At 69.6% G+C, this 25,449-nt stretch carries 25 protein-coding genes and 1 other RNA gene; 16 read left to right on the top strand and 10 right to left on the bottom strand.

Annotated features, from left to right (window positions below):
- Positions 1–102: 102 nt before the first annotated feature.
- From FHY06_RS10275 to FHY06_RS10250, 6 genes are all read left to right on the top strand, one after another.
- Positions 103–843, top strand: coding sequence for a papain-like cysteine protease family protein (locus tag FHY06_RS10275; RefSeq protein WP_184604779.1), 741 nt, complete (start codon positions 103–105; stop codon positions 841–843).
- Positions 844–886: 43 nt separating this feature from the next.
- Positions 887–1,918 carry a dihydroorotase gene (pyrC, locus tag FHY06_RS10270; RefSeq protein ID WP_184604777.1) on the top strand — a complete coding sequence of 344 codons (1,032 nt, stop codon included), beginning with the start codon at positions 887–889 and terminating at the stop codon, positions 1,916–1,918.
- Positions 1,915–2,745, top strand: coding sequence for an NYN domain-containing protein (locus FHY06_RS10265; RefSeq protein WP_184604774.1), 831 nt, complete (start codon positions 1,915–1,917; stop codon positions 2,743–2,745). Before pyrC ends, FHY06_RS10265 begins: the two co-directional genes overlap by 4 nt.
- Positions 2,742–3,515, top strand: coding sequence for a DUF3025 domain-containing protein (locus FHY06_RS10260; RefSeq protein WP_184604772.1), 774 nt, complete (start codon positions 2,742–2,744; stop codon positions 3,513–3,515). The genes FHY06_RS10265 and FHY06_RS10260 overlap by 4 nt, the downstream gene beginning before the upstream one ends.
- Positions 3,516–3,675: 160 nt before the next feature.
- A complete protein-coding gene (htpX, locus tag FHY06_RS10255; protein WP_019658374.1) occupies positions 3,676–4,551 on the top strand; it encodes a protease HtpX in 876 nt (291 codons plus the stop codon).
- Positions 4,552–4,681: 130 nt separating this feature from the next.
- Entirely contained in the window at positions 4,682–5,119 is a 438-nt protein-coding gene (locus tag FHY06_RS10250) for a DUF4304 domain-containing protein (protein ID WP_184604770.1), read from the top strand.
- Positions 5,120–5,141: 22 nt separating this feature from the next.
- Here the strand turns inward: FHY06_RS10250 and FHY06_RS10245 are convergent, their stop codons facing one another.
- The 4 genes from FHY06_RS10245 to cysK form a co-directional block, all read right to left on the bottom strand.
- Positions 5,142–6,068 (bottom strand): ProQ/FINO family protein, encoded by a 927-nt coding sequence (locus FHY06_RS10245; protein WP_184604767.1) that lies wholly within the window; start codon positions 6,066–6,068, stop codon positions 5,142–5,144.
- Positions 6,069–6,194: 126 nt separating this feature from the next.
- Positions 6,195–6,758 carry a VUT family protein gene (locus tag FHY06_RS10240; protein WP_207902222.1) on the bottom strand — a complete coding sequence of 188 codons (564 nt, stop codon included), beginning with the start codon at positions 6,756–6,758 and terminating at the stop codon, positions 6,195–6,197.
- 2 nt (positions 6,759–6,760) lie between these two features.
- Positions 6,761–8,431 carry an NAD(P)/FAD-dependent oxidoreductase gene (locus FHY06_RS10235; protein WP_184604765.1) on the bottom strand — a complete coding sequence of 557 codons (1,671 nt, stop codon included), beginning with the start codon at positions 8,429–8,431 and terminating at the stop codon, positions 6,761–6,763.
- 152 nt (positions 8,432–8,583) lie between these two features.
- Complete coding sequence (gene cysK, locus FHY06_RS10230) at positions 8,584–9,504, bottom strand: cysteine synthase A (protein WP_019658370.1); 921 nt, start codon at positions 9,502–9,504, stop codon at positions 8,584–8,586.
- Between the two features lie 98 nt (positions 9,505–9,602).
- On the opposite strand from cysK, the gene rnpB reads away from it, so the two are divergent.
- From rnpB to FHY06_RS10195, 7 genes are all read left to right on the top strand, one after another.
- Positions 9,603–9,931, top strand: an RNA gene (rnpB, locus tag FHY06_RS10225) — RNase P RNA component class A.
- Between the two features lie 178 nt (positions 9,932–10,109).
- Entirely contained in the window at positions 10,110–10,571 is a 462-nt protein-coding gene (locus tag FHY06_RS10220; RefSeq protein WP_184605042.1) for a MarR family winged helix-turn-helix transcriptional regulator, read from the top strand.
- 4 nt (positions 10,572–10,575) lie between these two features.
- The gene (locus FHY06_RS10215) at positions 10,576–12,711 is read left to right on the top strand and encodes an FUSC family protein (RefSeq protein ID WP_184604763.1); all 2,136 of its coding nucleotides are present in this window, start codon (positions 10,576–10,578) and stop codon (positions 12,709–12,711) included.
- Positions 12,708–12,914 (top strand): DUF1656 domain-containing protein, encoded by a 207-nt coding sequence (locus FHY06_RS10210; RefSeq protein ID WP_019658367.1) that lies wholly within the window; start codon positions 12,708–12,710, stop codon positions 12,912–12,914. The genes FHY06_RS10215 and FHY06_RS10210 overlap by 4 nt, the downstream gene beginning before the upstream one ends.
- 16 nt (positions 12,915–12,930) lie before the next feature.
- Positions 12,931–13,872, top strand: coding sequence for an efflux RND transporter periplasmic adaptor subunit (locus FHY06_RS10205; RefSeq protein ID WP_019658366.1), 942 nt, complete (start codon positions 12,931–12,933; stop codon positions 13,870–13,872).
- Positions 13,869–15,344, top strand: a complete 1,476-nt coding sequence (locus tag FHY06_RS10200; protein WP_019658365.1) for an efflux transporter outer membrane subunit — start codon at positions 13,869–13,871, stop codon at positions 15,342–15,344. The genes FHY06_RS10205 and FHY06_RS10200 overlap by 4 nt, the downstream gene beginning before the upstream one ends.
- Positions 15,341–16,576: a multidrug effflux MFS transporter gene (locus tag FHY06_RS10195; RefSeq protein WP_184604761.1), complete on the top strand. Its 1,236-nt coding sequence runs from the start codon at positions 15,341–15,343 to the stop codon at positions 16,574–16,576. Before FHY06_RS10200 ends, FHY06_RS10195 begins: the two co-directional genes overlap by 4 nt.
- Here FHY06_RS10195 and FHY06_RS10190 read toward each other — a convergent pair.
- The 3 genes from FHY06_RS10190 to FHY06_RS10180 all read right to left on the bottom strand — a co-directional run bounded on the left by FHY06_RS10190 (position 16,566) and on the right by FHY06_RS10180 (position 19,657).
- A complete protein-coding gene (locus FHY06_RS10190) occupies positions 16,566–17,108 on the bottom strand; it encodes a hypothetical protein (RefSeq protein WP_019658363.1) in 543 nt (180 codons plus the stop codon). The genes FHY06_RS10195 and FHY06_RS10190 overlap by 11 nt on opposite strands.
- A 153-nt stretch (positions 17,109–17,261) precedes the next feature.
- Complete coding sequence (locus FHY06_RS10185) at positions 17,262–17,981, bottom strand: RNA pseudouridine synthase (RefSeq protein WP_184605040.1); 720 nt, start codon at positions 17,979–17,981, stop codon at positions 17,262–17,264.
- A 5-nt stretch (positions 17,982–17,986) separates the two neighbouring features.
- On the bottom strand, positions 17,987–19,657 hold the full coding sequence (locus FHY06_RS10180) for an MBL fold metallo-hydrolase (RefSeq protein ID WP_126182494.1): 1,671 nt from the start codon (positions 19,655–19,657) through the stop codon (positions 17,987–17,989).
- A gap of 138 nt (positions 19,658–19,795) precedes the next feature.
- On the opposite strand from FHY06_RS10180, the gene FHY06_RS10175 reads away from it, so the two are divergent.
- A complete protein-coding gene (locus FHY06_RS10175) occupies positions 19,796–20,824 on the top strand; it encodes a Bug family tripartite tricarboxylate transporter substrate binding protein (RefSeq protein WP_184604759.1) in 1,029 nt (342 codons plus the stop codon).
- A gap of 97 nt (positions 20,825–20,921) precedes the next feature.
- Here the strand turns inward: FHY06_RS10175 and FHY06_RS10170 are convergent, their stop codons facing one another.
- From FHY06_RS10170 to FHY06_RS10160, 3 genes are all read right to left on the bottom strand, one after another.
- A complete protein-coding gene (locus tag FHY06_RS10170; RefSeq protein WP_184604756.1) occupies positions 20,922–21,752 on the bottom strand; it encodes a TorF family putative porin in 831 nt (276 codons plus the stop codon).
- Between the two features lie 73 nt (positions 21,753–21,825).
- Positions 21,826–22,752 carry a DMT family transporter gene (locus tag FHY06_RS10165; protein ID WP_184604754.1) on the bottom strand — a complete coding sequence of 309 codons (927 nt, stop codon included), beginning with the start codon at positions 22,750–22,752 and terminating at the stop codon, positions 21,826–21,828.
- Positions 22,753–22,815: 63 nt separating this feature from the next.
- On the bottom strand, positions 22,816–23,595 hold the full coding sequence (locus tag FHY06_RS10160) for a GntR family transcriptional regulator (protein WP_132752200.1): 780 nt from the start codon (positions 23,593–23,595) through the stop codon (positions 22,816–22,818).
- A gap of 166 nt (positions 23,596–23,761) precedes the next feature.
- Between FHY06_RS10160 and FHY06_RS10155 the strand changes: the two genes are divergently transcribed.
- Together FHY06_RS10155 and FHY06_RS10150 are read left to right on the top strand one after the other, a co-directional pair.
- Positions 23,762–23,974: a DUF3311 domain-containing protein gene (locus FHY06_RS10155; RefSeq protein ID WP_019658356.1), complete on the top strand. Its 213-nt coding sequence runs from the start codon at positions 23,762–23,764 to the stop codon at positions 23,972–23,974.
- On the top strand, positions 23,971–25,446 hold the full coding sequence (locus FHY06_RS10150) for a sodium:solute symporter family protein (RefSeq protein WP_184604751.1): 1,476 nt from the start codon (positions 23,971–23,973) through the stop codon (positions 25,444–25,446). The genes FHY06_RS10155 and FHY06_RS10150 overlap by 4 nt, the downstream gene beginning before the upstream one ends.
- Positions 25,447–25,449: the final 3 nt, after the last annotated feature.

The following is a 25,449-nucleotide window of genomic DNA, read 5'->3' as shown; positions in this document are numbered from 1 at the left end:
GCGCCAGTCTGGCGGCCGTGCGCCTGCAGGCCTGGTTTCGACCATCGGCACTCGGATTCCCGGGTCCGCGATACGAACGAGCGTTCGAGAAAAAGTATCTGGATGAACACGCTGAAACAGGGTTGGCGCGGCATCGACGTCCGCCGACTGCAGGAAGCCCTGAACCGCAAACTCAAGCCCATCCCCGCGCTCGCCACCGACGGCGACTTCGGCCCGCTCACGCGCGCGGCCGTGCTGCGCCTGCAGGCCGCGCACTGGCTGGTGGAGGACGGCGAGGCCGGCCCGTGCACGCAGAACGTCGCCTTCGACGGCGAAGCCGCCGAGCCCGTGCTGCATCCGGTCGCGCTGATCCCGGCGCCCGCCGCCGCGCTCTGCTGGGCCGCGGGCGTGGCGATGATGACGCGCTCCAACGTGCAGGCGGTGCTCGCGCGCACGCCGGCCGAACTGGTCGCGCCCGACGGCCGCTTGCATCATTTCGCCGGCACGCATGGCGGGCATGACGAGCACACGGACGCAGGCAGTCGTCTCGCCGCCGCACATGGCCTGGAAGTGCGCCCGCCGCAGCCCTGGTCGCTGAAGGCGCTGCGCGCGGCGCTGCACGAGGGCCCGCTCATGCTCGACATGCTGTGGGACGCCAGGAAAGGCGACACGTCCAGTGCCGGCCGGCCGGGCCACATGGTCGTCATCGCGGGCATCCGGGGCGACGACGATCCCAGCGGGCGGGGCACCACGCTGCGCATCCTCGACCCGTGGCCACCCACGAAGGGCGCGCGAAGCTCGGTCAACTTCTTCAGGTGGCTGCAGGGCGCCGGCTCGCGCACCTGCCGGGTGTTCAGCACCTAGCCGGCCCGTGGCCGAAAGGGGCCGGTGCGACAATCCCCCGGCCATGACAGACACCCTCACGATCACCCGCCCCGACGACTGGCACCTGCACGTGCGCGACGGCGCCGCACTCGAAGCCGTCGTTCCCCACAGCGCCCGCCAGTTCGGCCGCGCGCTGATCATGCCGAACCTCCGCCCCCCCGTGACCACCGCCACGCAGGCCGTGGCCTACCGCGACCGCATCCGCGCCGCCGTGCCCGAAGGCACCGGCTTCGAGCCGGTGATGTCGCTCTATCTCACCGACAACCTGCCGCTCGAGGAAATCGCGCTGGCTGCCGAAGCAGGCGTGCGCGCGCTCAAGCTCTACCCGGCCGGCGCCACCACCAACAGCGATGCCGGCGTGACCGACATCCGCAAGACCTACAAGACGCTCGAAGCCATGCAGAAGCACGGCCTGCTGCTGCTGGTGCACGGCGAGGTGACCGACCCGGCCATCGACCTGTTCGACCGCGAGGCCGTTTTCGTCGACCGCGTGATGATCCCGCTGCGCCGCGACTTCCCCGAACTGAAGGTGGTGTTCGAGCACCTCACCACGAAGGAAGGCGCCCACTACGTGCGCGACGCCGGCCGCTTCACGGCCGCCACCATCACGGCGCACCACCTGCTCTACAACCGCAACGCCATCTTCACCGGCGGCATCCGCCCGCACTACTACTGCCTGCCCGTGCTCAAGCGCGAGACGCACCGCGTGGCGCTGGTCGAGGCGGCCACCAGCGGCAGCGACCGCTTCTTCCTGGGCACCGACAGCGCGCCGCACCCGGCGCACCTGAAGGAGCACGCGCTGGGCTGCGCCGGCTGCTACACCGCGCTCACCGCCATCGAGCTGTACGCCGAGGCCTTCGACAACGCGGGCGCGCTCGACAAGCTCGAGGGCTTCGCGAGCTTCCACGGCCCCGACTTCTACGGCCTGCCGCGCCACACCGACACCATCACGCTCAAGCGCGAGAGCTGGACAGTGCCCGAGACCGTGCCCTATGGCGACGCCACGCTCAAGCCGCTGCGCGGCGGCGAGACGGTCAACTGGAAGCTGGCATGACGGTCTCATCGCTGCGCGTGATGCTCCTGATCGACGCCGACAACGTCTCGGCGGACGTGATCGAGCAGGCCGTGCAGCGCACCATGGACGAATACGGCGCCATCCACGTTCGCCGCGCGTACTGCAACGCCGAGATGGCGGTGAACCGACAGGCGCTCTTCAAGCGCCTCTCGGTGCGGCCGATGGTGAACCTGTCGGCCGGCAAGAACAGCACCGACATCGCGCTGTCGGTCGATGCCATCGACCTCGCCATCGCCGAGCGGCCCGACGTGGTGGTGCTGGTGTCCTCCGACTCCGACTTCGCGCCGCTGGTGATCCGCCTGCGCGAGAAGGGCTGCCGCGTCTGCGGCATCGGCCAGCAGGGCAAGACGGGCGAGGAAACCGTCGGCATCTACGACGCCTTCACCGACATCGCGCACAACGCCGTCGCCAAGCCGGCCGCGCGCACGGCACCCGCGAAGAAGACCGCAGCCGCAAAGACCACGCGCGCCAAGGCCACGCCCGCCGCGAAGAAGACCGCGACGAAGACGGCGGCGCGCAAGACGGCGGCGAAGTCCGCCAGCAGGCCCGAGCCCAAGCCCGAGCCGCAGCAGCAGGCACAGCAGCAGCCGCAACCTTCGGAAGCCGCCGAATTCATCCTGCAGGCCGCCCCGGCCCTGCGCAGCGGCAAGGACGTGCCGCTCAACGACGTCGCCAAGGCCCTGCGCACCGCGGGCCTGCTCGGCAAGAACAGCAGCTCGCTCAAGCTCTTCGAGAAGCTCACGGCCGAGTTCGCGCTGATGCAGCACCCGGACCGCATCCGCTGGACCGGCGCCCCCGCGCCTTGACCCTGCCGGCGATCGACTGGGCGCAGCCGTGGCTCGCGCCCTATCGCGCCGGCGGCGAGGCGGCGATGCAGGCCATTGCGCACGGCGAAGGCAGCGTGGCAGCCGCGCTCCAGCACATCAGGCACGCATCAGGGCGGGTGTGGGCGCCCGACTTCGTGGGCCAGGACGCGCTGCCCGCCGGCCAGGCCTACGAGGCCCACGTCTTCCGCACCCGTACGGTCCCGACACGCGACAACCTGCACGATTTCTTCAACGGCCTGGTGTGGCTCGCCTTTCCGCAGGCGAAGCGCCGCCTCAACGAGCTGCAGGCCGGCGAGATCGCGCGCGACGGCGTCGGTGCCACGCGCGGGCCGCTGCGCGACGCGCTCACGCTGTTCGACGAGAACGGCGCCTTGCTCGATGCGCCGCCGGCGCTGTGGCGGGCGCTGGCCGCCCGCGACTGGCACACGCTCTTCGTCGGCGAGCGGCGGCTGTGGCGCGAGGCCAGGCTGGTGCTGTTCGGCCATGCGCTGCTGGAGAAGCTCGTCACGCCGCGCAAGCCCATCACCGCGCACGTGCTGCTGCCGTTGCATGGCGAAACCGGGCCGGCGGCGCTCGACGACGCCCAGGTGGCCGCCGCGCTCGACCCGCTGCGGCTCGGGCGCAAGCCCTTCGTGCCGCTGCCGGTGCTCGGCGTGCCCGGCTGGTGCCGCGACAACGAGGCAGCACAGTTCTATGACGATCCGCAGGTCTTCAGGCCCTTGACCGGTCGGGGAATACCGGGGGCCTAGAACTTTTGCTCCTATCATGGCTCCACCGGCTGCCGCCGACCGGAGCGCCCAGAACACCTCGAACATCCAGGGCTTCCAGGCCGCGAACTGCTCGAGAACGGCTTGAAGAGGGCCCCGGGGCCCTCATCTGGGTGGCAGATTTCCCCACGGAGAATTCAACTTGAAACGTATCCTTCTGTTTGTCCTGACCAACGTGATGGTCGTCGCGGTGCTCGGCGTTGTCGCCAGCCTGCTCGGCGTCAATCGCTTTCTCACGGCCAACGGGCTCAACCTGACCGCGCTGCTCGGCTTCGCCCTGGTGATGGGCTTCGGCGGCGCGATCATCTCGCTGCTCATCAGCAAGCCGATGGCCAAGTGGACCACCGGCCTGCACATGATCGACAACCCCCAGACGCCCGACGAGGCCTGGATCGTCGGCACGGTGCGCAAGTTCGCCGACAAGGCCGGCATCGGCATGCCCGAGGTCGGCATCTTCGAAGGCGAGCCCAACGCCTTCGCGACGGGCGCGTTCAAGAACTCGTCGCTGGTGGCGGTGTCCACCGGACTGCTGCAGAACATGACGCGCGAAGAGGTCGAGGCCGTCATCGGCCACGAGGTGGCGCACATCGCCAACGGCGACATGGTCACCATGACGCTGATCCAGGGCGTGATGAACACCTTCGTCGTGTTCCTGTCGCGCGTGATCGGCTATGCGGTCGACAGCTTCCTGCGCCGCGGCGACGACCGCAGCTCGGGCCCCGGCATCGGCTACTACGTGAGCACCATCGTGCTCGACATCGTGCTCGGCTTCGCCGCCGCGATGGTGGTGGCCTGGTTCTCGCGCCAGCGCGAGTTCCGCGCCGACGCCGGCGCCGCCGCGCTGATGGGCCAGAAGCAGCCGATGATCAACGCGCTGGCCCGCCTGGGCGGCCTGCCCGCCGGCGAACTGCCGAAGGCGGTGGAAGCCATGGGCATCACCGGCAGCATCGGCAAGCTGTTCGCCACGCACCCGCCGATCGAAGAGCGCATCGCCGCGCTGCAGAACGCGCAGCGCTGAAGACGGGGCCAGCCTTGCCCATCAACAGAAAAGCCGCCACGTTGCCGTGGCGGCTTTTTTCTTTTCACCTTTCCTTTCGCCTGTCGTCCGCCAGAGCCGATCCAGCATGCCCTCGACACCCACCAAGCTCATGTCCAGCGCCCTCAAGTCGGTGCTCGTGCCGGAACTGAAGGCCGCAGGCTTCGCGGGCAGCTTTCCCAATTTCCGCCGCGACCGGGCGGACGTGATCCATTTCGTGTCCGTGCAGTACGACAAGCCGGGCACGGCCTTCTTCCTGGAATGCGGTGCGCATCCGCCGGGTGAAAAGACCACCAGCTGGGGCGATGTGGTCGCGCAGGCCGATCTGCGGCTGGAGTACGTTCCGCTCACCGAGCGCGCGCGGCTGCAGGGTCGTGGCGGGGCGGGCGGTTCCAGCCAGACGGAGGACTGGTTCTCGTACGAGGGTTTCGGCGACAGCCCGGAGCCATATCGGCTGCTCGCGGCTTCGGTTGCAAGCATGCTGCCGCAGATCGAGGGCTGGCTGACAGCGCGTGAGCGCGGGCCAAATCTCTCGACGATGGCGGCATAGCTGCCGCCGTCGTCCCGATCTATCAGTCGGCCGACGGGGCGGCAGTAGCTTCAGGCGCTTCGGTCGTCGCGACCGGAGCCGCGGCGGCAGCGGCACGGTCGGTCCGCGCACGTTGCAGCGTGCGTGCGACCTCGCCCTGCGTCATGCCGTACATGTCCGCAAATTCCTTCTCGCTGCGCCCGCTGGCCTCGAAGGCGCGCAGCAGGGCCTCGCGCTTGGCGGCCTGTTCCGCGAGCAGGGCCAGGGCTTCGTCGAGCACGGCGTTGTTGTTGGCGTCGCGCGAGCGCACCAGCACGGCGTAGGCCTCGCGATCGAGGCCCGAGGCTTCGACGGCGCGGGCCAGGCGTGCGACGAGTTGCGGGCGCAGGTCTTCGCCGGTGCGCTGCGAGCGGCGGCGGTGCAGCTCGAGGATGGCGTGGTGCACGTGCTCGGGGGCCACCGGCTCGGCGACGTTGCCGTCGAGGTCATGGCGCGGATGGCCGGCGGCCACGCTCTCGAGGTAGCGCGTGGAGCGCGCGTGCAGGCCCATCGCCACCTTCAGGTCTTCGGCCTTGAAGTCGTCGGGGTGGCGGGCCAGCAGTTCCTCGTACACGCCCAGCTTCAGCGGCAGGAAGCGCGCGCCGAACAGGTTCGGGTACAGCTCGAACAGGCGCTCGAGCGCCGGGTGCACCTTGCGTTGCGGGCGCGCCGGCTGCTGGGGTTGTTTCTGCTGCGGTTGCTGCTGCGGAGACTGCGCCTGCTGCGGCCTCTTCGGCTTGCGCTGCTGATGCTGTTGCTGCGGCCGCTTCGCCTGCGCGGGAGCGGAGGGCGTGCCGGCCGCGGCTTCGGAAGCCGTCGTCGAGCCGTCCGTGCCGGCCCGCAGGGCCTGCAGCTGCTGCGCCATGTCCAGGCGCTCGCCACGGGGGCGGCGCGACTTGTTGTTCGGGTTGGCGGTGGTTGCTTCGGTCATTCTGGAAATCCGGCGCGAAGGCGCGAAGAAAGCAGGAAGTGGTTCAGTGGAATGCGCTCGCGCGTTCGGCGCGGTGCAGTGGATGGGGCGCTCGGTGAATTGTCGTTTGCGTGGTCGGTCGTCCCGTCAGCCCATGGCGGCCGAGGCGCGCGCGGCCTGCCGGCCGATCAGCAGCCTGAAGGGCAGCAGCATCAGCACGCCGACGGCCAGCTTCACCGCGAGGTCGCCGAGCGCCCAGGTGAGCCATGGGCCCTCGGTGCCCGCGAAGGCGATGCCCCAGAACACGATGCTGTCGAGCACCGCGGCGATCACCGTGGCCACCAGCGGCGCGCGCCACCAGAGGCCGCGGCGCAGGCGGTCGAAGACGCCGATGTCGAGCAGCTGCGAGGCGATGAAGGCCAGCCCCGAGGCCGCCGCGATGCGCACCGGCGCCAGCAGCAGCGACACGCCCACCGCCACCGCGAAGCCCACCCACGCCACGCGCCGCGCCATGCCGGGGCCGAAGCGCCGGTTGACGAGGTCGCTCACGAGGTACGCCACCGGATAGGTGAAGGCGCCCCAGGTCAGCCAGTCGTTGATGGCGAACTGCACGAGGACGTTGGAGGCGAGCACCACGGCCGCCATCGCCAGCGTGGCGACGACCAGGTGGCCCGCGGCCGGGCGCTCGAAGCGGACGGAGGAGGGCTGCAGCATCAGACGCTCGCGGTGCGTTCGCGCTCCGTCTCGGTCACCAGGCTGCGTGCCACGGCTTCGGCCACCTTGATGCCGTCCACGCCGGCCGACAGGATGCCGCCGGCATAGCTCGCGCCTTCGCCCGCGGGGTACAGGCCGCGCACGTTGAGGCTCTGGAAGTCGTCGCCGCGCGTGATCTTGATGGGCGACGAAGTGCGCGTCTCGACGCCGGTGAGCACCGCGTCGTGGGTGTCGAATCCCTTGATCTTGCGGCCGAAGGCGGGGAACGCCTCGCGCATCGCCTCGATGGCGTAGGCGGGCAGGGCCTTGTGCAGGTCGGTGGGCGTCACGCCCGGCTTGTACGAGGGGATCACGCTGCCGAGCGCGGTGGAAGGCTTGCCCGCGATGAAGTCGCCCACCAACTGGCCGGGCGCGCGGTAGTCGCCGCCGCCGAGCACGAAGGCGTTGCTTTCCAGTTCGCGCTGCAGCGCGATGCCGGCGAGCGCGTCGCCGGGGGAATTGGATTCCCATCCCGGGAAATCGCGCGGGTCGATGCCCACCACGATGCCCGCATTGGCGTTGCGCTCGTTGCGCGAGTATTGGCTCATGCCGTTGGTGACCACGCGGCCCGGCTCGCTGGTGGCTGCGACCACGGTGCCGCCCGGGCACATGCAGAAGCTGTAGACCGAGCGGCCGTTGCTCGCGTGGTGCACCAGCTTGTAGTCGGCCGCACCCAGCAGCGGATGGCCCGCATGGCGGCCCCAGCGTGCGCGGTCGATGAGGCCCTGCGGATGCTCCACGCGGAAGCCGATGGAAAAGGGCTTGGCCTCGATGTGCACGCCGCGCGCATGCAGCATCGCGAAGGTGTCGCGCGAGCTGTGGCCCAGCGCCATCACCACGTGGTCGGCGCGCAGCTCGCTGCTCTGGCCGGTGGACTGGTCGAGCACGGTGAGGCCTCGAAGGTGGCCGTCCTCGATGTGCACGTCGGTCACGCGCTGCTCGAAGCGGATCTCGCCGCCCAGCGCCACGATCTGCTCGCGGATGTTCTCCACCACCTTCACCAGCTTGAAGGTGCCGATGTGCGGATGCGCGACGTAGAGGATCTCGGGCGGTGCGCCGGCCTTCACGAACTCTTCCATCACCTTGCGGCCGAGGAAGCGCGGGTCCTTGATCTGGCTGTAGAGCTTGCCGTCGGAGAAGGTGCCGGCGCCGCCTTCGCCGAACTGCACGTTCGACTCGGGGTTGAGCTCGCTCCTGCGCCACAGGCCCCAGGTGTCGCGGGTGCGCTGGCGCACGGTCTTGCCGCGTTCGAGCACGATGGGCCGGAAGCCCATCTTCGCGAGCATCAGCGCCGCGAAGATGCCGCAGGGGCCGAAGCCGATCACCACGGGCCGCGTCTGCAGGCCTTCGGGTGCGCCGGCCGGCGGCACGTAGCGCATGTCGGGCGCGTTCTGGATGTGCGGATGGCCCGCGTGCTTCGCGAGCAGGGCGGCTTCGAGCTTCGCGTCCGCGAGCTGCACGTCGCAGATGTAGACGGTGAGCAGGTCGACCTTGCGGGCGTCGAAGCTGCGCTTGTAGACGTTGTGGGAGACGATCGCTTCGACGGGGACGCCGAGCGTCCTGGCGATCAGTGCGACCAGCGCCTCTGGCGCGTGGTCGAGCGGGAGTTTGAGTTCGGAGATTCTCAGCATGGCGTGGGGCTTGTGACTATCAAGCAGGTGGCCATTTTAGCTTTGCTGTTCGTGGAACACCGCGGAACCGGCTTTGCCGGGCCGCAGGTGTTGCCCCCGGAAGGGGGTTGGCGCAGCGACACGAAGTGCGCGCAGCCTGGGGGTGAACCAGTTCAGGCCGGCAGGAAGCCTTCTACGGACAGATAGCGCTCGCCCGTGTCGTAGTTGAAGCCCAGCACCACCGCATCGGGTGCCAGCGACGGCAGCTTCTGCGCGATGGCCGCGAGCGTGGCGCCCGAGGAGATGCCGACCAGGATGCCTTCCTCGCGTGCGCAGCGGCGGGCCATTTCGCGGGCGGGCTCCGCGTCCACCTGCAGCACGCCGTCGAGCAGTGAGGTGTCGAGATTCTTCGGGATGAAGCCTGCGCCGATGCCCTGGATCGGGTGCGGCGAAGGCTGGCCGCCCGAGATGACCGGCGAGGCCACCGGCTCCACCGCGAACACCTGCAGCTTCGGCCACTTCTTCTTCAGCACCTTCGCCACGCCGGTGATGTGGCCGCCGGTGCCCACGCCGGTGATCAGCACGTCGATGCCGTCGGGGAAGTCGGCGGCGATCTCCTCGGCCGTGGTGCGCACGTGCACGTCGATGTTGGCGGGGTTGTTGAACTGCTGCGGCATCCACGCGCCGGGCGTGCCGGCCACGATCTCTTCTGCGCGGGCGATGGAGCCCTTCATGCCGTTGGCGCGCGGCGTGAGGTCGAAGGTGGCGCCGTAGGCCAGCATCAGGCGGCGGCGCTCCACCGACATGCTGTCGGGCATCACCAGGATCAGCTTGTAGCCCTTGACGGCCGCCACCATCGCCAGGCCGATGCCGGTGTTGCCCGAAGTGGGCTCGACGATGGTGCCGCCGGGCTTGAGCGCGCCGCTCTTCTCGGCGTCTTCGACCATCGCGAGCGCGATGCGGTCCTTGATCGAGCCGCCGGGGTTGGCGCGCTCGGACTTGATCCACACCTGCTGCTTCGCATTGCCGAACAGGCGGTTGATGCGGATGTGCGGGGTGTTGCCGATGGTCTGGAGGATGTTCTGGGCCTTCATGGGATCTCCTTGGGAATCAGTGCGTTTGTCGGACGGGCAGCGCACATTGTGAGACCGGCCCGCCGGTGCGCTCGGGCGGAGGCGATAATCCACCCCGTGAAGCACGCCAGACCGCCGCTGGTGCAAGTGCCGAAAGGCCGCACTGGAGGAACGTCCGGACTGCACAGGACAGCGCAGGAGTTAACGACTCTCCACCGTGAGGTGAGGATCAGAGCAACAGAGACGAGCCGATTCAGTTCGGGTGAAACGGGCAATCTCTGCGCGCAGCAACACCAAGTAGGCCAGTATCGAGGTGGTTCCGCTGAGCTGGCGGGTAGGTGGCATCGAGCCGTCTGGTGACAGGCGGCCCAGAGTAATGGCGGTCACGCCGCGGGTTCCGCAAGGGGCCTGCGGTGCACAGAATCCGGCTTATCGGCGGGCTTCACACTTTTCTTCTTTTCTCCCCTTTGCGTTTTTCCGCGCCCTTCGGCCCTGACCGAAGGCGGGCGCGAGCCTTGCCGCGTGCAGGCATTGGTAGTTACCCGTATAATCGATAGCATGCTAATTAATAGGCGGCTACCTTGACCACCCCCTCCACCCCCCGACCGACGCGCGAACAGGCGCTGATGCGCATCGGCACCTCGCTGGCGGTGCTGCAGCGCGGCTATCGCGCCGTGGCGGACAGGGCGGTGGCGCATGTGGGCGTGTCGCAGACGCTGGCCTATCCGATCGTGATGCTCGGCCGCATGAACGGCGACGTGCGCCAGGGCGTGCTGGCCGAGGCGCTGGGGATCGAGGGACCGTCGCTGGTCCGCTCGGTCGACCAGCTGGTGGAAGCCGGCCTGGTCGAGCGCCGCGAAGACCCGGCCGACCGGCGCGCCAAGACCCTGCACCTCACCGAGGCCGGCAAGGCCGTCTGCGAGCCCATCGAGGCGGCGCTGGCGCAGATGCGGGTGTCGCTGTTCGAGGGCGTGTCCGACGAGGACGTCGCGGCCTGCCTGCGCGTGTTCGCCGTGCTCGAGGAGCGCATGGGCGTTCGCGCCGTGCAGAGCCTGCCGCCGCCGCCGTCGCAGGAAGGGCGCGGGTAGTCCCATGGCCGCATTCAGCCTGCCGCGCTTCAGCCGCGCGGAGATCCTCTTTTCCAGCAAGAGCTTTGCCGCCGCCATGCTCGCGATGTATCTCGCCAGCCGCGCCGGCCTGCCGCGCCCGTTCTGGGCGCTCATGACCACCTACGTCGTCGCCCACCCGCTGGCCGGCGCGGTGCGCTCCAAGGCGGTCTACCGTTTCCTCGGCACGCTCATCGGCAGCACCGCCACCGTGCTGCTGGTGCCGGCGCTGTCCAACGCGCCCGAGCTGCTCACGCTGGTGCTCGCGCTGTGGGTGGGGCTGTGCCTGTGCATCTCGCTCTTCGACCGCACGCCGCGCTCCTATGTCTTCATGCTCGCGGGCTACACGGCGGCGCTGATCGGCTTCCCGTCGGTGCAGACGCCGCTCGCGCTGTTCGACACCGCCGTGGCGCGCGTCGAAGAGATCGGCCTGGGCATCTTCTGCGCCACGCTCATCCACAGCCTCGTGCTGCCCGCAGGGCTCGCGCCGACCGTGCTGGGCCTGCTCGACCGCACGCTGCAGGACGCGCGCAAGTGGCTGGGCGATCTCTTCCAGCCTGCCGGCCGCGGCAGCGCCGAGCCCCGGCGCCTCGACGACGACCGCCGCCGCCTCGCCGGCGACATCACGCAGCTGCGCCTGCTCTCCACCCACGTTCCCTTCGACACCACGCACCTGCGCTGGACGGCCGGTGCCATCCGCGCGATGCAGGACCGCGTCGCCGCGCTCACGCCGGCGCTCTCGGCCGTCGAAGACCGCCTGCTGGCGCTGGAGCAGGCCGAAGGCGCCATCGCGCCCGACGTGGCCGCCGTGCTTGCCAAGGCCGCGCAGTGGCTGCGCGAGGAGGCCGATGCCTCCGGCGACGCGACGGCCCGCGCCGTGCGCCTGCAGGAGCTGCGCCGTGCCATCGAGGTTCTGGGCGCCACGCCGCCCGAGGCACAGCCGCAGACCCGCTGGGGCCGCGCCCTTCGCATCGGCCTCGCAGGCCGCCTCGAAGAGCTCGTCGACGGCTGGACCGCCTGCGCCCAGCTGCGCCAGGACATCGACGAAGGCCTGAAGGGCGCCGCGCCGCTGCGCCGCACGGCCGCGCTCGGCAGCCGCGTGCTGCACCGCGACTACGGCATGGCGCTGCTGTCGGCACTGGCCGCCGTCATCGCCATCTGCCTGTGCGGCGCCTTCTGGATCCTCACCGGCTGGCCCATGGGCTCGGCCGCCACCATGATGGCCGCCGTCTTCTGCTGCTTCTTCGCGACGATGGACGACCCCGTGCCGGCGATCCACGGCTTCCTGAAGTGGACGCTGTGGTCGATCCCGATCTCGGCCGTCTACGTGCTGGTGCTCATGCCCACGGTGCAGGACTTCGGCATGCTGGTGCTCATCTGCGCGCCGCTCTTCCTGCTGCTGGGCTTCTACCTGCCGCGCCCCACGCACTTCATGGCCGCGATGGCGCTGATCTTCGGCGTGTGCGGCACGCTGGCGATGCACGACACGGCCAGCTCCGACCTGGTGAGCTTTCTCAACAGCATGATCGGCCAGATCGTCGGCGTGGTCGTCGCGGCGCGCGTCACGCGTCTCGTGCGCTCGGTGGGCGCCGACTGGAGCGCGCGGCGCATCCAGCGCGCCACCTGGCGCGAGCTGGGCGACATGGCCGCGTCTTCGCAGCCGCAGTACGCGCAGAGCGACGCCTATGCGGTGCGCATGCTCGACCGCATCGGCCTGCTCGCGCCGCGCATCGCGCAGGCCGGCGGCACTGTCGAGGGCGTGGCGGCCAACGACGCGCTGCGCGACCTGCGCATGGGCGCCGACATCGCCGTGCTGCAGCGCGTGCGCGGCCAGCTGCCGCTGGCCACTTCGGCCGCGCTGCTGGGCGGCATCTCGGGCTTCTTCCGCCAGCGTGCGGAGGGCCGCATGAACCCGCGCCCTCCAGGGCTGCTGCCGCAGATCGATGAAGCGCTCGGCGCCGTGCTCGATGCGCGCGACAGCGCGAACGCAGCGGACAGCACGTCTTCTTCCGCCTCGCGCTCGGCCGTCACCGCACTGGTGGGCCTGCGCCGAAATCTCTTTCCCGACGCGCCGCCCTCGCTCGCGAGCACGTCCCTCACTTCGCAAGGAGCTTCCGCATGATCGGCGAAGCCAGCTTCTACGGCCTGTACCTGCCCTGGATCATGGTGCTCGCGCTCGCGGCACTGCTCGTGCTGTGGGGCGTGCGCCGCCTGCTCGCGGCCACCGGCGCCTACCGCTGGGTATGGCATCCGGCCCTCTTCGACATGGCGCTCTACCTGCTGCTGCTCTACGCGCTCAGCCGCGCCAGCGCCTACCTTCAATGACAACAACGAGATTCCAATGAAAGCCGCCCGAACTCCAACTGACAGCAATCCGTGGGCCCAGCGCCTGGGCCGCATCCTCATCACCCTGGCCGTGGTGGCCGCCGCCGTGTGGGCCGGCCTGCGCCTGTGGGACCACTACGAACTCGCGCCGTGGACTCGCGACGGCCGCGTGCGCGCCAACGTCGTGCAGATCGCGCCCGACGTGTCGGGCCTTGTCACGGCGGTGCCCATCCACGACAACCAGCCGGTCGCCGCCGGCACGCTGCTCTTCGAGGTGGACCGTGCGCGCTACGACCTCGCCGTGCGCCAGGCGCAGGCCGCGCTCGCCGCGCAGCGTGCCGTGAGCGCACAGGCCCAGCGCGAGAACGCGCGCAATGCCGGCCTCGACGAACTGGTGTCGAAGGAGTCGCGCGAACAGACCCGCTCGCGCGTCGAGCAGATGCAGGCCGCGGTCGCCCAGGCCGAAGTAGCGCTCGACTCGGCACGCCTCAACCTTCAGCGCGCCCAGGTGCGCGCGCCGGCCGACGGCCTGGTCACCAACCTCGACCTGCGCCAGGGCAGCTATGCCGCGGCGGGCCGGCCGGTGCTCGCGCTGGTCGATGCGCAGTCGTTCTACGTCGAAGGCTATTTCGAAGAGACGAAGCTGCCGCGCATCCACCTCGGCGACCGCGTGCGCGTCACGCCCATGGGCGGCGGCGCCGTGCTCGAAGGCTCGGTCGAGAGCGTGGCTGCCGGCATCGCCGACCACGACCGCTCCACCAGCGCCAACCTGCTGCCCAGCGTGAACCCGACCTTCAACTGGGTGCGGCTCGCGCAGCGCATTCCGGTGCGCGTCAAGCTCGATCCGCTGCCGCAGGGTGCGCGCCTCGTCGCGGGCCAGACGGTCACGGTGCAGGTGCTGGAGAACAAGCCCGTGCAGAAGACGGCGGCAACGGCTTCCACGCCGCAGAAGGGATGAACGACATGACCAGCTTCGCTTTCCGCATCGCATCGCTGGCCGCCGCCGCCGCGCTCGCGGCCTGCGCGGCGGTCGGCCCCGACTACAAGCAGCCGCCCGAGGCGCTGGCCAGCCAGCCCGCCGCGGGCAAGCCCTTCGCCGAGGCGCCCGCGAATGCCGCGCCGCTGCCCGCGCACTGGTGGCGCCTGTACCACGACCCGCTGCTCGACAAGCTGGTCGAGCAGGCCCTCGCGCACAACACCGACCTGCGCCAGGCCGTCGCGAACCTCGAGCGCGAGCGCGCCATCGAGGACGAGACCGCCGGCGCCAAGTACCCCACCATCGGCGTAAACGGCGGCCCCTCGTTCGGCCACGTCTCGGGCCTGTCGCTGCTGCAGAAGGGCTACGAGCCGCCGAGCACCTTCAACTACAGCGCGGGCGCGTCGCTCTCCTACCAGGTCGACCTGTTCGGCCAGATCCGCCGCGCCATCGAGGCCTCGCAGGCCAGCACGCAGGCCGCCGAAGCCGCGCTCGACCTGGTGCGCGTGAACGTGGCGGCAGGCACTGCGCGCGCGTACGCCGAAGCCTGCTCCACCGGCCTGCGGCTGCAGATCGCGCAGAAGTCCGTCGCGCTGCAGCAGGACGCCGTCAACGTCACCGACCGCCTGCAGCACGCGGGCCGCGCCGGCGCCATCGACGCGAACCGCGCACGCGCGCAGCTGCAGCAGCTCAACGCCGCGCTGCCGCCGCTGAAGGCCGAGCGCCAGGGCGCGCTGTATCGCCTCGCCACGCTCACCGGCGCGCTGCCGCAGGACTTCCCGCGCGAGGTGGCCGACTGCACCGTGCCGCCGCGCGTGGCCGGCGTGCTGCCCGTTGGCGACGGCGCCGCGCTGCTGCGCCGCCGGCCCGACATCCGCCAGGCCGAACGCAGCCTGGCCGCATCGACCGCACGCATCGGCGTGGCGACTGCGGAGCTCTATCCGAAGGTCACGCTGGGCCTCTCGGGCTCTTCCGCAGGCCATGCCGACGATTTCGGCCGCAAGGACACCTTCGCCTGGAGCCTCGGACCGCTGATCTCCTGGACCATTCCGAACACCGGCGTGGCGCAGTCGCGCATCGCGCAGGCCGAGGCCGGCACGCGCGCCGCACTCGCGAAGTTCGACGGCACCGTGCTCACCGCGCTGCGCGAGACCGAGACCGCGCTCGCCACCTACGCACGCGAGCTCGACCGCCGCGCCGCGCTGCAGGCCTCTCGCGACGAGAGCGCCAAGGTCGCCGCGCAGGCGCGCCAGCTCTACCAGAACGGCCGCACCGGCTACCTCGACGCGCTCGACGCCGAACGCTCGCTTGCCGCCAGCGAAGCCGCGCTTGCCGCCAGCGAGGCGCAGCTGGCCGACGACCAGGTGGTGCTGTTCATGGCGCTGGGCGGCGGGTGGGAACCCGACGACGCCCATCTCGCGCAGGGCGCTGCGCCGGCCAACCCCGGGCAATGACGCCGACCGCCGCATCCGCGCAGCCGCAGCAGCGTCGTCCGCACGCGCCGCTGTGGCTGCTCGCGCTGGTCACCTTCAGCGGCACGCTGGCCATGCACATCTTCGTGCCCGCGCTGCCCATCGCCGCGAAAGGCCTGGGCGCGGGCATCGGGCAGATGCAGATGACGGTGAGCCTCTACATCCTCGGCCTCGCGCTGGGCCAGCTGGTGTACGGCCCTCTGGCCGACCGCTTCGGGCGGCGGCCGGTGCTGCTGGGCGGGCTGGGCATCTACTGCGTGGCGGGCCTGGCCGCGGCGCTCGCGCCCGAGGTGCATTCGCTCATCGCGGCGCGGCTGTTCCAGGCGGTGGGCGGCTGCGCCGGCCTCGTGCTGGGGCGCAGCATCGTGCGGGACACGGCCGAGCCGCAGGAGGCCACGCGCCGCCTCGCGCTGATGAACCTGATGGTCACCGTCGGCCCCAGCCTTGCGCCGCTGGTCGGCGGGGCGCTCGCCACCGCGCTGGGCTGGCGCTCGATCTTCTATGCGCTCTTCGGCCTTGGCGTGGTCGGCTTCCTCTTCACCTGGCGCCTGTTGCCCGAGACCGGCGCGCCCGGCGCCGCCGTGAACGCGCGCGAGCTCGGGCGCAACTACCGCAAGCTGCTGGCATCGCCGGCCTTCCTGGGCTTCTCGATCGGCGGCGGCTGCGCCACCACCTCGATGTACGCCTTCATCGCCTCGGCGCCCTTCATCTTCGTCGACCAGCTCCATCGGCCGGCGCACGAGGCGGGCATCTACCTCGCGATCCTGGTGTCGGGCGTGTGGCTCGGCAGCTTCCTCACCAGCCACCTGATCTCGCGCGTGCGCGTCGACCGCCTCATGACCCGCTCCAACGCGCTGAGCGTGGTGGCGGCCTTCGTTCTGCTCGGCGCGGCGCTCAGCGGCCATCTCTCGGTGCCGCTGATCGTCGCGTGCATGTTCCTCTTCACCGTCGGCGTGGGCATGGCCTCGCCGCCCGCGCTCACGCAGGCGATCAGCGTCAACCCGCAGGTCATCGGCTCGGCCTCGGGCCTCTACGGCTTCACGCAGATGGCGGTGGGCGCGCTGTGCACCGCGCTCGCGGGCATGGGGCACGCGAACCCGGCGCTGGCATCGGCCATCGTGCTCGCGGGGGCGGGCATCGTGGCGCAGCTGTCGTTCGCGGTCGCGCTGCGCACGCAGAAGCGGGTAGCCGCCGCAGCAAAGCTCAGCGCGTGAACAGCCACCCGCCCTTGGGCTGGCGCATCAGCTCGTGGCGCTTGACAGCGCGCTCCTCGCCGTCGTCGCCCACGTAGACCACCTCGAAGCGCAGCAGCTTCGGCGAGACCATCTTCCAGTTCTGGATGCGCTTCACGGTCACGCAGGCGGTCTTGTCGTGGTACTGCATCTCCGACATCGGCCCGCCCTGGAAGCCGCTGCCGTCGAACAGGCGCCCGGGCGCGGCGAAGGGGTTGAGCACCGCTCCGTTTCGCGCGGTGATGCAGCCCTCGGTGCGCACGAACGATTCGATGGTCGGCGAGGCGCTGCGCACCACCTTGCCCACCGCGGGGCTGGGCGGCTTGCTCGCAATGGCCTCGCGGATGCGCTCGACCTGCTCGTCGGTGATGGGCGCGAGGCCGTCCTTCGAGACGATCGCCGGCGGTGGAGCGGGCGGCGCCGGAGGCGGCGGTGGCGTGATGATCGAGCAGCCCGTGGCCAGCGCCAGCGGCACGGTGCAGGCCAGGGCAGTGCCCGGTGTTGCGAACTTCATGACTCAGTCTCTCCCTGAGGCTTGCGGCCCCTGGAGGCCGCGGTCTGGAAATTGCGGGCCGCGAACATGCGGTGCATCGTCGTTGTCGTCCTCTGTCTTCTCTCTCTCGACGGCTCTCTTCTTGTCTTCTCTTCTGTGTTCTTGCTGTTGTCGTCAGAAGCGTTCGTGGGGTGCAAGGTAGCGCCACTGGCCGGGCTGCAGCCCCGCCAGCTGCACGCGGCCGATGCGGATGCGCCGCATCGCCAGGATCCGCAGGTCCGCGCCGTCGCAGATGTGCGCGATCTGCCCGGGCCGCGCGCCCTTGAGCGCGAAGCGCAGTCCTGTCTGTTCGGCGGTCTGCCGTCCGATGCTCACGCGCGCGGGCGAGCGTTCGAGCCGAGCGAGCGCCTCGGGGCTCACTGTGCCGGCCACGTCGACCATCACCTCGTGCTCGAGGAAGGCGGCGTCTTCGTGCAGCTTGCGCTCTACGCGCCATTCCTGCGTGTACGCCACCAGCCCGCTCGCGCCGGCCTCGAGCGGCGTCATGCAGCGCTGCCCCCTCGCATGCGCCGGCAGGAAACGCCGCCCGGCGCGCTCGGGTTCGTGGTGGTTGGCGGCAACGAGCAGTTCGTGCGCGGTGTCGATGGGCATGCCCGCAGGCTTGTACAGCAGCAACGTGACGGGCTCCACCGGCTGCGGCTTCACGCCGGCATCGATTTCCACCCGCTGGTGCGGCAGCACGCGCGACTGCGGCAGCGTCTGCTGCACGCCGTCGACGCGCACCGCGCCGTTCTCTATCAGCAGTTCCGCATCGCGCCGCGACACGCCTGCCTGCGCGGCCACGCGCTTGGCCAGGCGGATGCCTTCGCTGTCGACGGGCGCCGTGTTGGGCATTGCGCTCATCCGTGCGCGGCCAGCTGGCGGATGCGCGCCACGTGCGCGGCCAGCGAGCGCGCCGCCACCGGCCACATCCGCTCGGGCACGTCGTCGTAGGCCAGCGGCAGCCATTGCTCGGGCGTGCCCTCGGGCAGCTTCTGCATCGCGGCGGCGATCTTGGCCTCGCGCTTCAGGCGGTGCGCCTTCAGCATGCCGATGGCGGTGCGTGCGAAGCCGATCACGTAGCCGTGCGCGGGCAGGATGAACTCGATGCCGCCGGCCTCGCAGGCCTTGTCGAGCGCGTCCAGCGAATCGAGGTACGCGCTCATGTCGCCGTCGGGCGGGTCGATCACCGTGGTGCTGCCGTTGAGGATGTGGTCGCCCGAGAAGAGCAGGCCGTCTTCCTCCAGCACCAGGCACAGGTGGTTGGCCGCATGACCCGGTGTGTGGATCACGCGCAGCGTGTGCGTGACGGCCTCGCCGGCTTCCGTGGTGCCCGAGAGCACCAGGCGCTCGCCGTCTTCCAGCTCGCGCTCCGGCGTGAAGCGGGCGGTGGAGCGTGCCGTCGGCTTCGAGGCCAGCCCGAGGATCGGCGGCTTGCCGCCCTTCGTGCACAGCGCCTGCAGCGGCGCCGCGCCCGGCGAGTGGTCGGCATGCGAGTGGGTGCAGACGATCATGCGGATGTCGCCATGCGTGGCACGCCACAGCCGGCCGATGTGGTCGAAGTCGTTCGGGCCCGGGTCGATCACGATGTAGCCGGTGGCCGCGTCGCCCACGATGTAGCTGTTGGTGCCGGGGCCGGTCATGATGCTGGCGTTGGGCGCGGTCAGGCGCATCACGTTCCTCAGCAGCGGCACCGGGGTTTCGCTCTGCCAGTCGAGCGCATGCAGCACCTGGCCGTCGGGGCACACCAGCGCGAGTTCGCCGTAGGGCGACTCGTGCTCCATGTAGCGCGCGTCCTCCCCCTTGAGCAGGCCGGCGCGCGGGCAGCTGGTCCACAGCGGCACCTCGCTGGCGCAGGCCGCGAGCAGGGCGTCGACGGTGGCATAGGTGGCCATGCGCTGCAGCGTGCGCACGGTCGGGAAGATCATGAAGAAGCTGCCGGCCTCGTGGCGCGCGAGCGCGTCGGCGGGGCGCACCCAGCAGGGCTCGAACTGCTCGTTCTCGTCGGCCGTGGGCACCTGTCCCTCGGGCATGCGCGCGACGAGGAAGGGCACGTCGAAGCGACGGGGCAGGTCGCGGTCGGTCATCCAGTGCGCGAAGGTGAAGACGCGATCGGTGTCGAGTACCAGGCCGCGCGCGGCGCACTGGTCGGCGAAGGCGGTGCCGGCTGTGGCGTTGCGGTCCATCGAGGCGACCTCGCTGGCGCTCACGGGCTGGCCGTCGGCCTGGCGGTGCGCGAGCAGGATGCCCAGCTCCTCGAAGGCCTCGCGGATGGCCGCGATGGCCTGCGTGCGCTGCACGCGGCTCTGCGTGGGGCGGCGCGTGGCGATGCGCTTGGCGGCCTCGTCGGCTTCGTCGATGTGTCCGCCGGGAAACACGTACGCGCCGGGCGCGAAGCTGGCGGTGGCGGAGCGGCGGGTCATGAGCACTTCGATGCCGGCGGCGCTGTCGCGCAGCAGCAGCACCGTGGCGGCCGGGCGCAGGGGCGCGGGCTCGCGTGGGGCGTGTAGTTGTTGGGTGGAACGGACCATGGGTCGATTATCGGGAGCGGGCGCGATACCTGCATGTCGCGCATAAGCTCATATGGAATCGGGCATCAGCCGCGCGCCACAATGCGCGGCTGCACCGTCTGCATTGAAGACAAAAGACTGAACGACCGAAAAACTGCCATGGCTCATTCTCCATTCACCCGTCTTGCCGGATTCACCCGCCCCGCCCGTCGCGCCTTGCTGCTGGCCGCTGCCTCGCTGGCGACAGGCGCCGCCTTCGCCCAGCACGCCGCGCACGACTGGCCGCAGCAACCTGTCACGCTCATCATGGGCTTCCCGGCCGGCTCGGGCGTGGACGTGGTGGCCCGCGCCATCCAGGAGCCGCTTTCCAGGCAGCTGGGCAAGCCGGTCATCATCGACTACAAGTCGGGCGCCGCGGGCAACATCGCCAGCGACTACGTTGCCCACTCCAAGCCCGACGGCTACACGCTCTCGTTCGGCACAGCCGCCACGCACGGCAGCAACGCGGCGCTCTACAAGAAGCTGCCCTTCGACGTGGAGGCCGACTTCGTGCCGGTGGCGCCGGTGCTCGACGTGTCGAACGTGCTCACCATCAATCCCGACGTGATCAACGTCAAGACCTTGAAGGAATTCGTCGAGCTGGTCAAGGCCAACCCCGGCAAGTACAACTATGCGTCTACAGGCAACGGCGCCGGTACGCACATGGCCTTTGCCGAGTTCAATTCGCGCCTGGGCCTGAACATGGTGCACGTGCCCTACAAGGGCGGGCCCGAGGCCATCACCTCGGTGGTGCGCGGCGAGACCTGCTGCATCATGAACCAGGTGCAGACCGTGCTGCCGCACTACAAGGCCGGCAAGGTGCGCCTGCTGGGCGTGACCACCGCGGCCGCCGTGCCCGCGGTGAAGGAGGTGCCCACCATCGCATCGAGCGGCCTGCCCGGCACCAAGGGCTTCGACAGCTCGATCTGGTTCGGCATCTTCGCGCCCAAGGGCACCGACCCGCAGATCGTCGACAAGCTCAACGCCGCGGTGAAGGCAGTGCTCGAGACGCCCGAGATCCGCGAGCGCTTCGAGAGCCAGGGCAACACCGTGCGCATCGAGTCGCCGGCGCAGTTCAAGAAGACGGTGCACGACAACCGCGTGAAGTGGGCCGAGGTCGCGAAGGCGGCGAACATCAGCATCGACTGAACTTTGTTCGGGGCGTGTGCACAGGCCGCCGGGTAGTCCCCTCCGCGAATGTCCCCGTCGGCGTGATCGCACCCCCGAAACACGGCGACCACGCGGCTTACAGCGTCTTCGTCAGAGTGAGGATGAACCGCGCCTTGTTAGGCGAGTAGGTCTGCCTGCCCAACGGACCGAAGCCCAGGTCGGTGCCCGGGTTGCTCACTGACAGATACGCGCTCTGCTTGTTGGCCCCCTGCACCGAGCCCGCCAGCGAGAGGCCGTTGCCCAAGTCGTAGCTCGCGCCCAAGTTGTAGTCGACATAGCTCTTGTAGCCCAGGCTGCGGATGTCGCTCGACATGTTCGTGTAGCCCACGGCCGCCTTCAGCGTGAGCTTGGGCAGGATCTCCTTGCTGTAGGCCAGGTTCAGGTAACCGGTGTTGGTGCCCTTGAGGCCCGAGCCCGCCTTGTTGCCGGCGTAGCCGAAGTAATCCTTCGACACCGTGTGCGAGTACTTCAGCGTGAACGATCCGATGGTCTCGTCGGTGTAGCCGGCGCTGCCGTAGAGCTCCGTGGTGTTGCCCGAGGAGTTGCCCGGATAGATGTACGTGAGCGCACCCACGTCCATGTCGAAGGGGCCGGCCTTGAACTTGTAGCCGCCGTAGATGTCGCTTTCGATGCTGTTGCCCTTGAGCCAGTTGACGCTCGAATTCCAGTTGCCCAGGTAGAAGCCGCTGTCGCCGAAGGCGTAGTCGAAGCCGCCCTGGATGGCCGGCTTGAAGGCGCTGGTCTTGGCGTAGTCGTTCTTGCCGAGCATGTCCTGGTCCTGGCCGCGGAACTTGTAGTCGGTGGTGAGCGACACATTGCCGCTGAGCTGTGCGCTCGCGAGCGTCGGCAGCGCGCCGAGGGTGGGAAGAACGAGCATCGGCAGTGCGATGCGCAGAAGGTTTTTCATCGAAGAAATCGCTGACGAATGGAGGAGCCGGCAGCGTATGGGCGCCCGTCTAAACGCCGCGTAAAAACTGCGCTCAGCGGCGCAAAAGTTTCGTCTCGGGCATCGTCATCGCCACCACGCCGGTCACCACGCAGGCCAGTCCGATCCATGCCGTGGGCGCCAGCGCTTCGCCGAGGAACATCACGCCGATCGTCACGCCGATGGGCACGCGCAGGTAGGCCTGGGCGGCGGTGGACATCGGCCCCAGCGTCCTGATGAGCCGGAAGTAGATCGTGAATGCGAGCGCCGTGGAAAGCACCGCGAGCGCCAGCACTGCCGACATCGACGCGGCAGACGGCGAGAGCGTCCACGGCCGGTCGACGACCAGGCTAGCGGGTACCAGCATCGCGGCGCCGCTCACCAGCGAACCTGCGGCCGGCACCATCGGGTCCAGCCCCTTGAACACGGGGCCGAACATCGCGGCGCAGCCGTAGCAGACGGCGGCCGCCACCAGGGCGAGCTGCGCGATCAGCGAATGCCCGAGCCCGTTCAGTGCCTCGAAGCCCACGATCAGGCAGATGCCCGCAAGGCCCGCGCCCACGCCGAACAGGCGGCGCAGCGTGGGCTTATCCGCGCCGCCAAGGCCCAGCCCCAGCAGGAAGATGAAGATCGGCGAGGTCGAGTTCAGGATGGTCGCCAGCCCGGCATCGACATTGCGCTCCGCCCATGCGATGAGCGTGAAGGGCAGCACGCTGTTGAGACAGGCCTGCAGCATGAAGCGGCGCCATATCGAGGGTTCGGTCGGCAGCTTCACGCCGCGCATGCGCAGCACCGCGAGCAGCAGCGCGCCGGCGATGAGCGTACGCGCGGCGATCAGCGTGACGGGCGGAATGGTCGCGACGCCGATCTTGATGAAGGTGTACGAGGCGCCCCAGCAGGTGGCGAGCAGCGCGAGCAGGGCCCATTCGAGGGCGAGGCCGGCGCGGGGCTTGTCGATGGAAGAGGGTGTCGATGCGTGCATGGTGCGCCGATCATTCCCCCACCGGCGCGGCCACACTTCGGCCGCGAGCGAAGCGTGGATGCCTCAGTGATCGTGCGCGTGCGGCTTGCCTTTGCCGCTGCGGCCGCTGCCGCCGTTCAGCAGCGTCGCCAGGTCCACCTCCTGCTCGGCGGCCGCCCCGGCGATCACGCGCTGCTCCAGCTCGTCGAGGTGCTCCAGCGCCACCTCCAATGCCTTGTCGAGCGACTTGCCCGTGGCCAGCGCCTCGATGATCTGCTCGTGCTCGCGCGGCGCGCAGCTCGCTGCCTCGGCGGAGTCGTACAGCGCCTTGTAGAGCTCGGTGTTCGATATCAGCCGCCTGATGTACGACAGCAGTTCCTCGCTGTTCGCCATCTGCGCCAGCAGCAGGTGGAAGTCGCCCGCCAGCTTGATCGCATCCTCGCGCCGGCCTTCCTTGAAGGCCTTCTGCTCCTCCTGCACGTGCTTGCGAAGCGCAGCCACCTGGTCGCGCGAGAGATTGCCGAAGAGCGTGGTCACCAGGCCGGCCTCCACGATGCGGCGTGCGCGGTAGATGCCGCGCATGTCCTCGATGGAGGGGTTGGGCACGAAGGCGCCGCGGTTGTGCTCCAGCACCAGCCGCTTTTCCATGCCCAGCCGGGCCAGCACCTTGCGCACCGCGCCGCGCGTGCAGCCCAGCGCTTCGGCCAGCGCCCGTTCGCGCAGCGGCGTGCCGGGGCGCAACTTGCCGCTGAGCAGGGCCTTGGAGACGGCGGCGTAGACGCGTTCGTCCACGTTCGCGTCGTCGGCTTCCGAGGGTTCGGGGGAGGGGGTTGTCGCTGGGGGCTTGCGGGCGGCGGAGGGCATAGGCAGGCGGATTATTGCCTGCGCACCGCGGCCTCAGGGAAAGCCCCCGGATTGACTCGACCGCTGGCGCTCCGTACCATCCGCCTCCGTTTGGTTAACCAAATTAAATTGTATGGTTAACCAAAATACCAGAGAATCCCAACCAGAGACAGGAATCGAGGCCCCGATGAAATCCGCCAAATGGCTTGCCGCACTGCCGGTCGCCGCCTTCTTCAGCGGGGGATGGCTGTCCTCCGTCGCGCCCACTTTCGTGCTCGGCATGCCCTTCCTGATGGTGTGGAACGTCAGCTGGCTGGTGCTGACCTCGCTCATCATGGTGGTCATCGACCGCGCAGAGGGCGACATCGACGCGCCTTCCTCGACCGGAGACGCACGATGAACGCCGCGCTCGGAGTCATCGCCCTGTTCGTCGTCGGCGCGCTGGGCCTGGCCGTGCTCGCACGGCGCGGCCGCACCATGAGCCTGGAGCAGTGGGCGCTCGGCGGGCGCGGGCTGGGAACCATCATGGTGTTCCTGCTGATGGCGGGCGAGTCGTTCTCGACCTTCACCTTCCTGGGCGCGAGCGGCTGGTCGTACAGCAAGGGCTCGCCGGCCTTCTACATCCTGGCCTACGGCGGGCTCGCCTACCTCATGGCCTTCTGGATGCTGCCGGCCATCTGGCGCTACGCCACGGCGAACAAGCTGGTGTCGTTCTCGGACTTCTTCGCCCACAAGTACGACAGCCGCGCGCTGGGCGTGCTGGTGTCCATCGTGGCGCTCATGGGCATGGTCGCGCTGCTCACCATCCAGCTGCGCGGGCTCGGCATCATCGTGTCGGAGGCCTCGTACGGTTCCATCGCACCGCAGGTGGCGATCTGGATCGGCACGCTGGTGATGGTCAGCTACATCCTGTTCTCCGGCATCCATGGCTCGGCCAGCATCGCCATCGTGAAGGACATCCTGATCCTCGCGCTCGCCGTGTTCCTCGGCATCTACCTGCCGTGGCACTACTACGGCGGCGTCGCGCCCATGTTCACCGCCATCCACGCGGCCAACCCCGGCTTCTTCGAGTTCCCGAAGGAGGGCCTGAACCTCACCTGGTACAACTCGACCATCCTGCTGACGGCGCTGGGCTACTACCTCTACCCGTTCAACCTCACCTCGGTGTACGCAGCCAAGAGCGCGAGCGCGGTGCGCCGTAACACCATCCTGATGCCGCTGTACCAGGTGGTCATCGCCTTCCTGTTCCTGGTCGGCTTCGCGGCCATCCTGCAGGTGCCGGGGCTCAAGGGCTCCGACGTCGACCTGGCCCTCTTCGGCCTCGTGAAGCACACCTTCGACCCGTGGTTCGTCGGCGTGATCGGCGGCACGGGCGTGCTCACCGCGCTGGTGCCGGGCTCGATGATCCTGCTCACGGCCTCCACCGTGATCGGCAAGAACGTCTACAAGGAAGGCTTCGCGCCCCATGCCACCGACAGGCAGGTTTCGCGCGTCGCCCGCTGGGTGCTCCCGCTCTTCGCGCTGACGGCGGTGTACTTCGTGCTGCGCGGCGGCACCACCATCGTGTCGGTGGCGATCTTCGCCTCCAGCCTGCTCACGCAGCTGCTGCCTTCGCTGCTCTTCAGCCTCATGAAGAAGCCCTTCGGCAACAGGCACGCCGCCTTCGCGGGCATCCTGGCGGGCGGCGCGGTGCTGGCCTTCATGATGACCACCGGTTCGAACCTGGGTACGCTGTTCCCGGCCGCCCCGGTGATGTTCAAGTCGCTCAACACCGGCCTGGTGGCGCTGGCGACGAATGCGCTGGTGTTCGTCCTGGTGGCGCTGCTCACCCCGAACACGACCCGCCGCCCCATCGCCGCCCAGCCTGCCTGACGC

Origin of the sequence: Variovorax atrisoli (assembly GCF_014195185.1) — a bacterium.
Taxonomy (GTDB): domain Bacteria; phylum Pseudomonadota; class Gammaproteobacteria; order Burkholderiales; family Burkholderiaceae_C; genus Variovorax; species Variovorax atrisoli.
Note: the sequence above shows the minus strand (reverse complement) of the source record. Positions and strands in the feature narration are given on the sequence as shown.

Coding starts and splice junctions, on each gene's coding strand:
- FHY06_RS10210 (WP_019658367.1), top strand. CDS start 12,708: ATGATCGGCGAAGCCAGCTTCTACGGCCTGTACCTGCCCTGGATCATG.
- FHY06_RS10245 (WP_184604767.1), bottom strand. CDS start 6,068: ATGACCGAAGCAACCACCGCCAACCCGAACAACAAGTCGCGCCGCCCC.
- FHY06_RS10185 (WP_184605040.1), bottom strand. CDS start 17,981: ATGCCCAACACGGCGCCCGTCGACAGCGAAGGCATCCGCCTGGCCAAG.
- cysK (WP_019658370.1), bottom strand. CDS start 9,504: ATGAAGGCCCAGAACATCCTCCAGACCATCGGCAACACCCCGCACATC.
- FHY06_RS10165 (WP_184604754.1), bottom strand. CDS start 22,752: ATGCACGCATCGACACCCTCTTCCATCGACAAGCCCCGCGCCGGCCTC.
- FHY06_RS10220 (WP_184605042.1), top strand. CDS start 10,110: ATGCGCATCGGCACCTCGCTGGCGGTGCTGCAGCGCGGCTATCGCGCC.
- FHY06_RS10195 (WP_184604761.1), top strand. CDS start 15,341: ATGACGCCGACCGCCGCATCCGCGCAGCCGCAGCAGCGTCGTCCGCAC.
- FHY06_RS10150 (WP_184604751.1), top strand. CDS start 23,971: ATGAACGCCGCGCTCGGAGTCATCGCCCTGTTCGTCGTCGGCGCGCTG.
- FHY06_RS10215 (WP_184604763.1), top strand. CDS start 10,576: ATGGCCGCATTCAGCCTGCCGCGCTTCAGCCGCGCGGAGATCCTCTTT.
- pyrC (WP_184604777.1), top strand. CDS start 887: ATGACAGACACCCTCACGATCACCCGCCCCGACGACTGGCACCTGCAC.
- FHY06_RS10205 (WP_019658366.1), top strand. CDS start 12,931: ATGAAAGCCGCCCGAACTCCAACTGACAGCAATCCGTGGGCCCAGCGC.
- FHY06_RS10180 (WP_126182494.1), bottom strand. CDS start 19,657: ATGGTCCGTTCCACCCAACAACTACACGCCCCACGCGAGCCCGCGCCC.
- FHY06_RS10190 (WP_019658363.1), bottom strand. CDS start 17,108: ATGAAGTTCGCAACACCGGGCACTGCCCTGGCCTGCACCGTGCCGCTG.
- FHY06_RS10250 (WP_184604770.1), top strand. CDS start 4,682: ATGTCCAGCGCCCTCAAGTCGGTGCTCGTGCCGGAACTGAAGGCCGCA.
- FHY06_RS10160 (WP_132752200.1), bottom strand. CDS start 23,595: ATGCCCTCCGCCGCCCGCAAGCCCCCAGCGACAACCCCCTCCCCCGAA.
- FHY06_RS10265 (WP_184604774.1), top strand. CDS start 1,915: ATGACGGTCTCATCGCTGCGCGTGATGCTCCTGATCGACGCCGACAAC.
- FHY06_RS10235 (WP_184604765.1), bottom strand. CDS start 8,431: ATGCTGAGAATCTCCGAACTCAAACTCCCGCTCGACCACGCGCCAGAG.
- FHY06_RS10175 (WP_184604759.1), top strand. CDS start 19,796: ATGGCTCATTCTCCATTCACCCGTCTTGCCGGATTCACCCGCCCCGCC.
- FHY06_RS10155 (WP_019658356.1), top strand. CDS start 23,762: ATGAAATCCGCCAAATGGCTTGCCGCACTGCCGGTCGCCGCCTTCTTC.
- FHY06_RS10200 (WP_019658365.1), top strand. CDS start 13,869: ATGAACGACATGACCAGCTTCGCTTTCCGCATCGCATCGCTGGCCGCC.
- FHY06_RS10275 (WP_184604779.1), top strand. CDS start 103: ATGAACACGCTGAAACAGGGTTGGCGCGGCATCGACGTCCGCCGACTG.
- FHY06_RS10170 (WP_184604756.1), bottom strand. CDS start 21,752: ATGAAAAACCTTCTGCGCATCGCACTGCCGATGCTCGTTCTTCCCACC.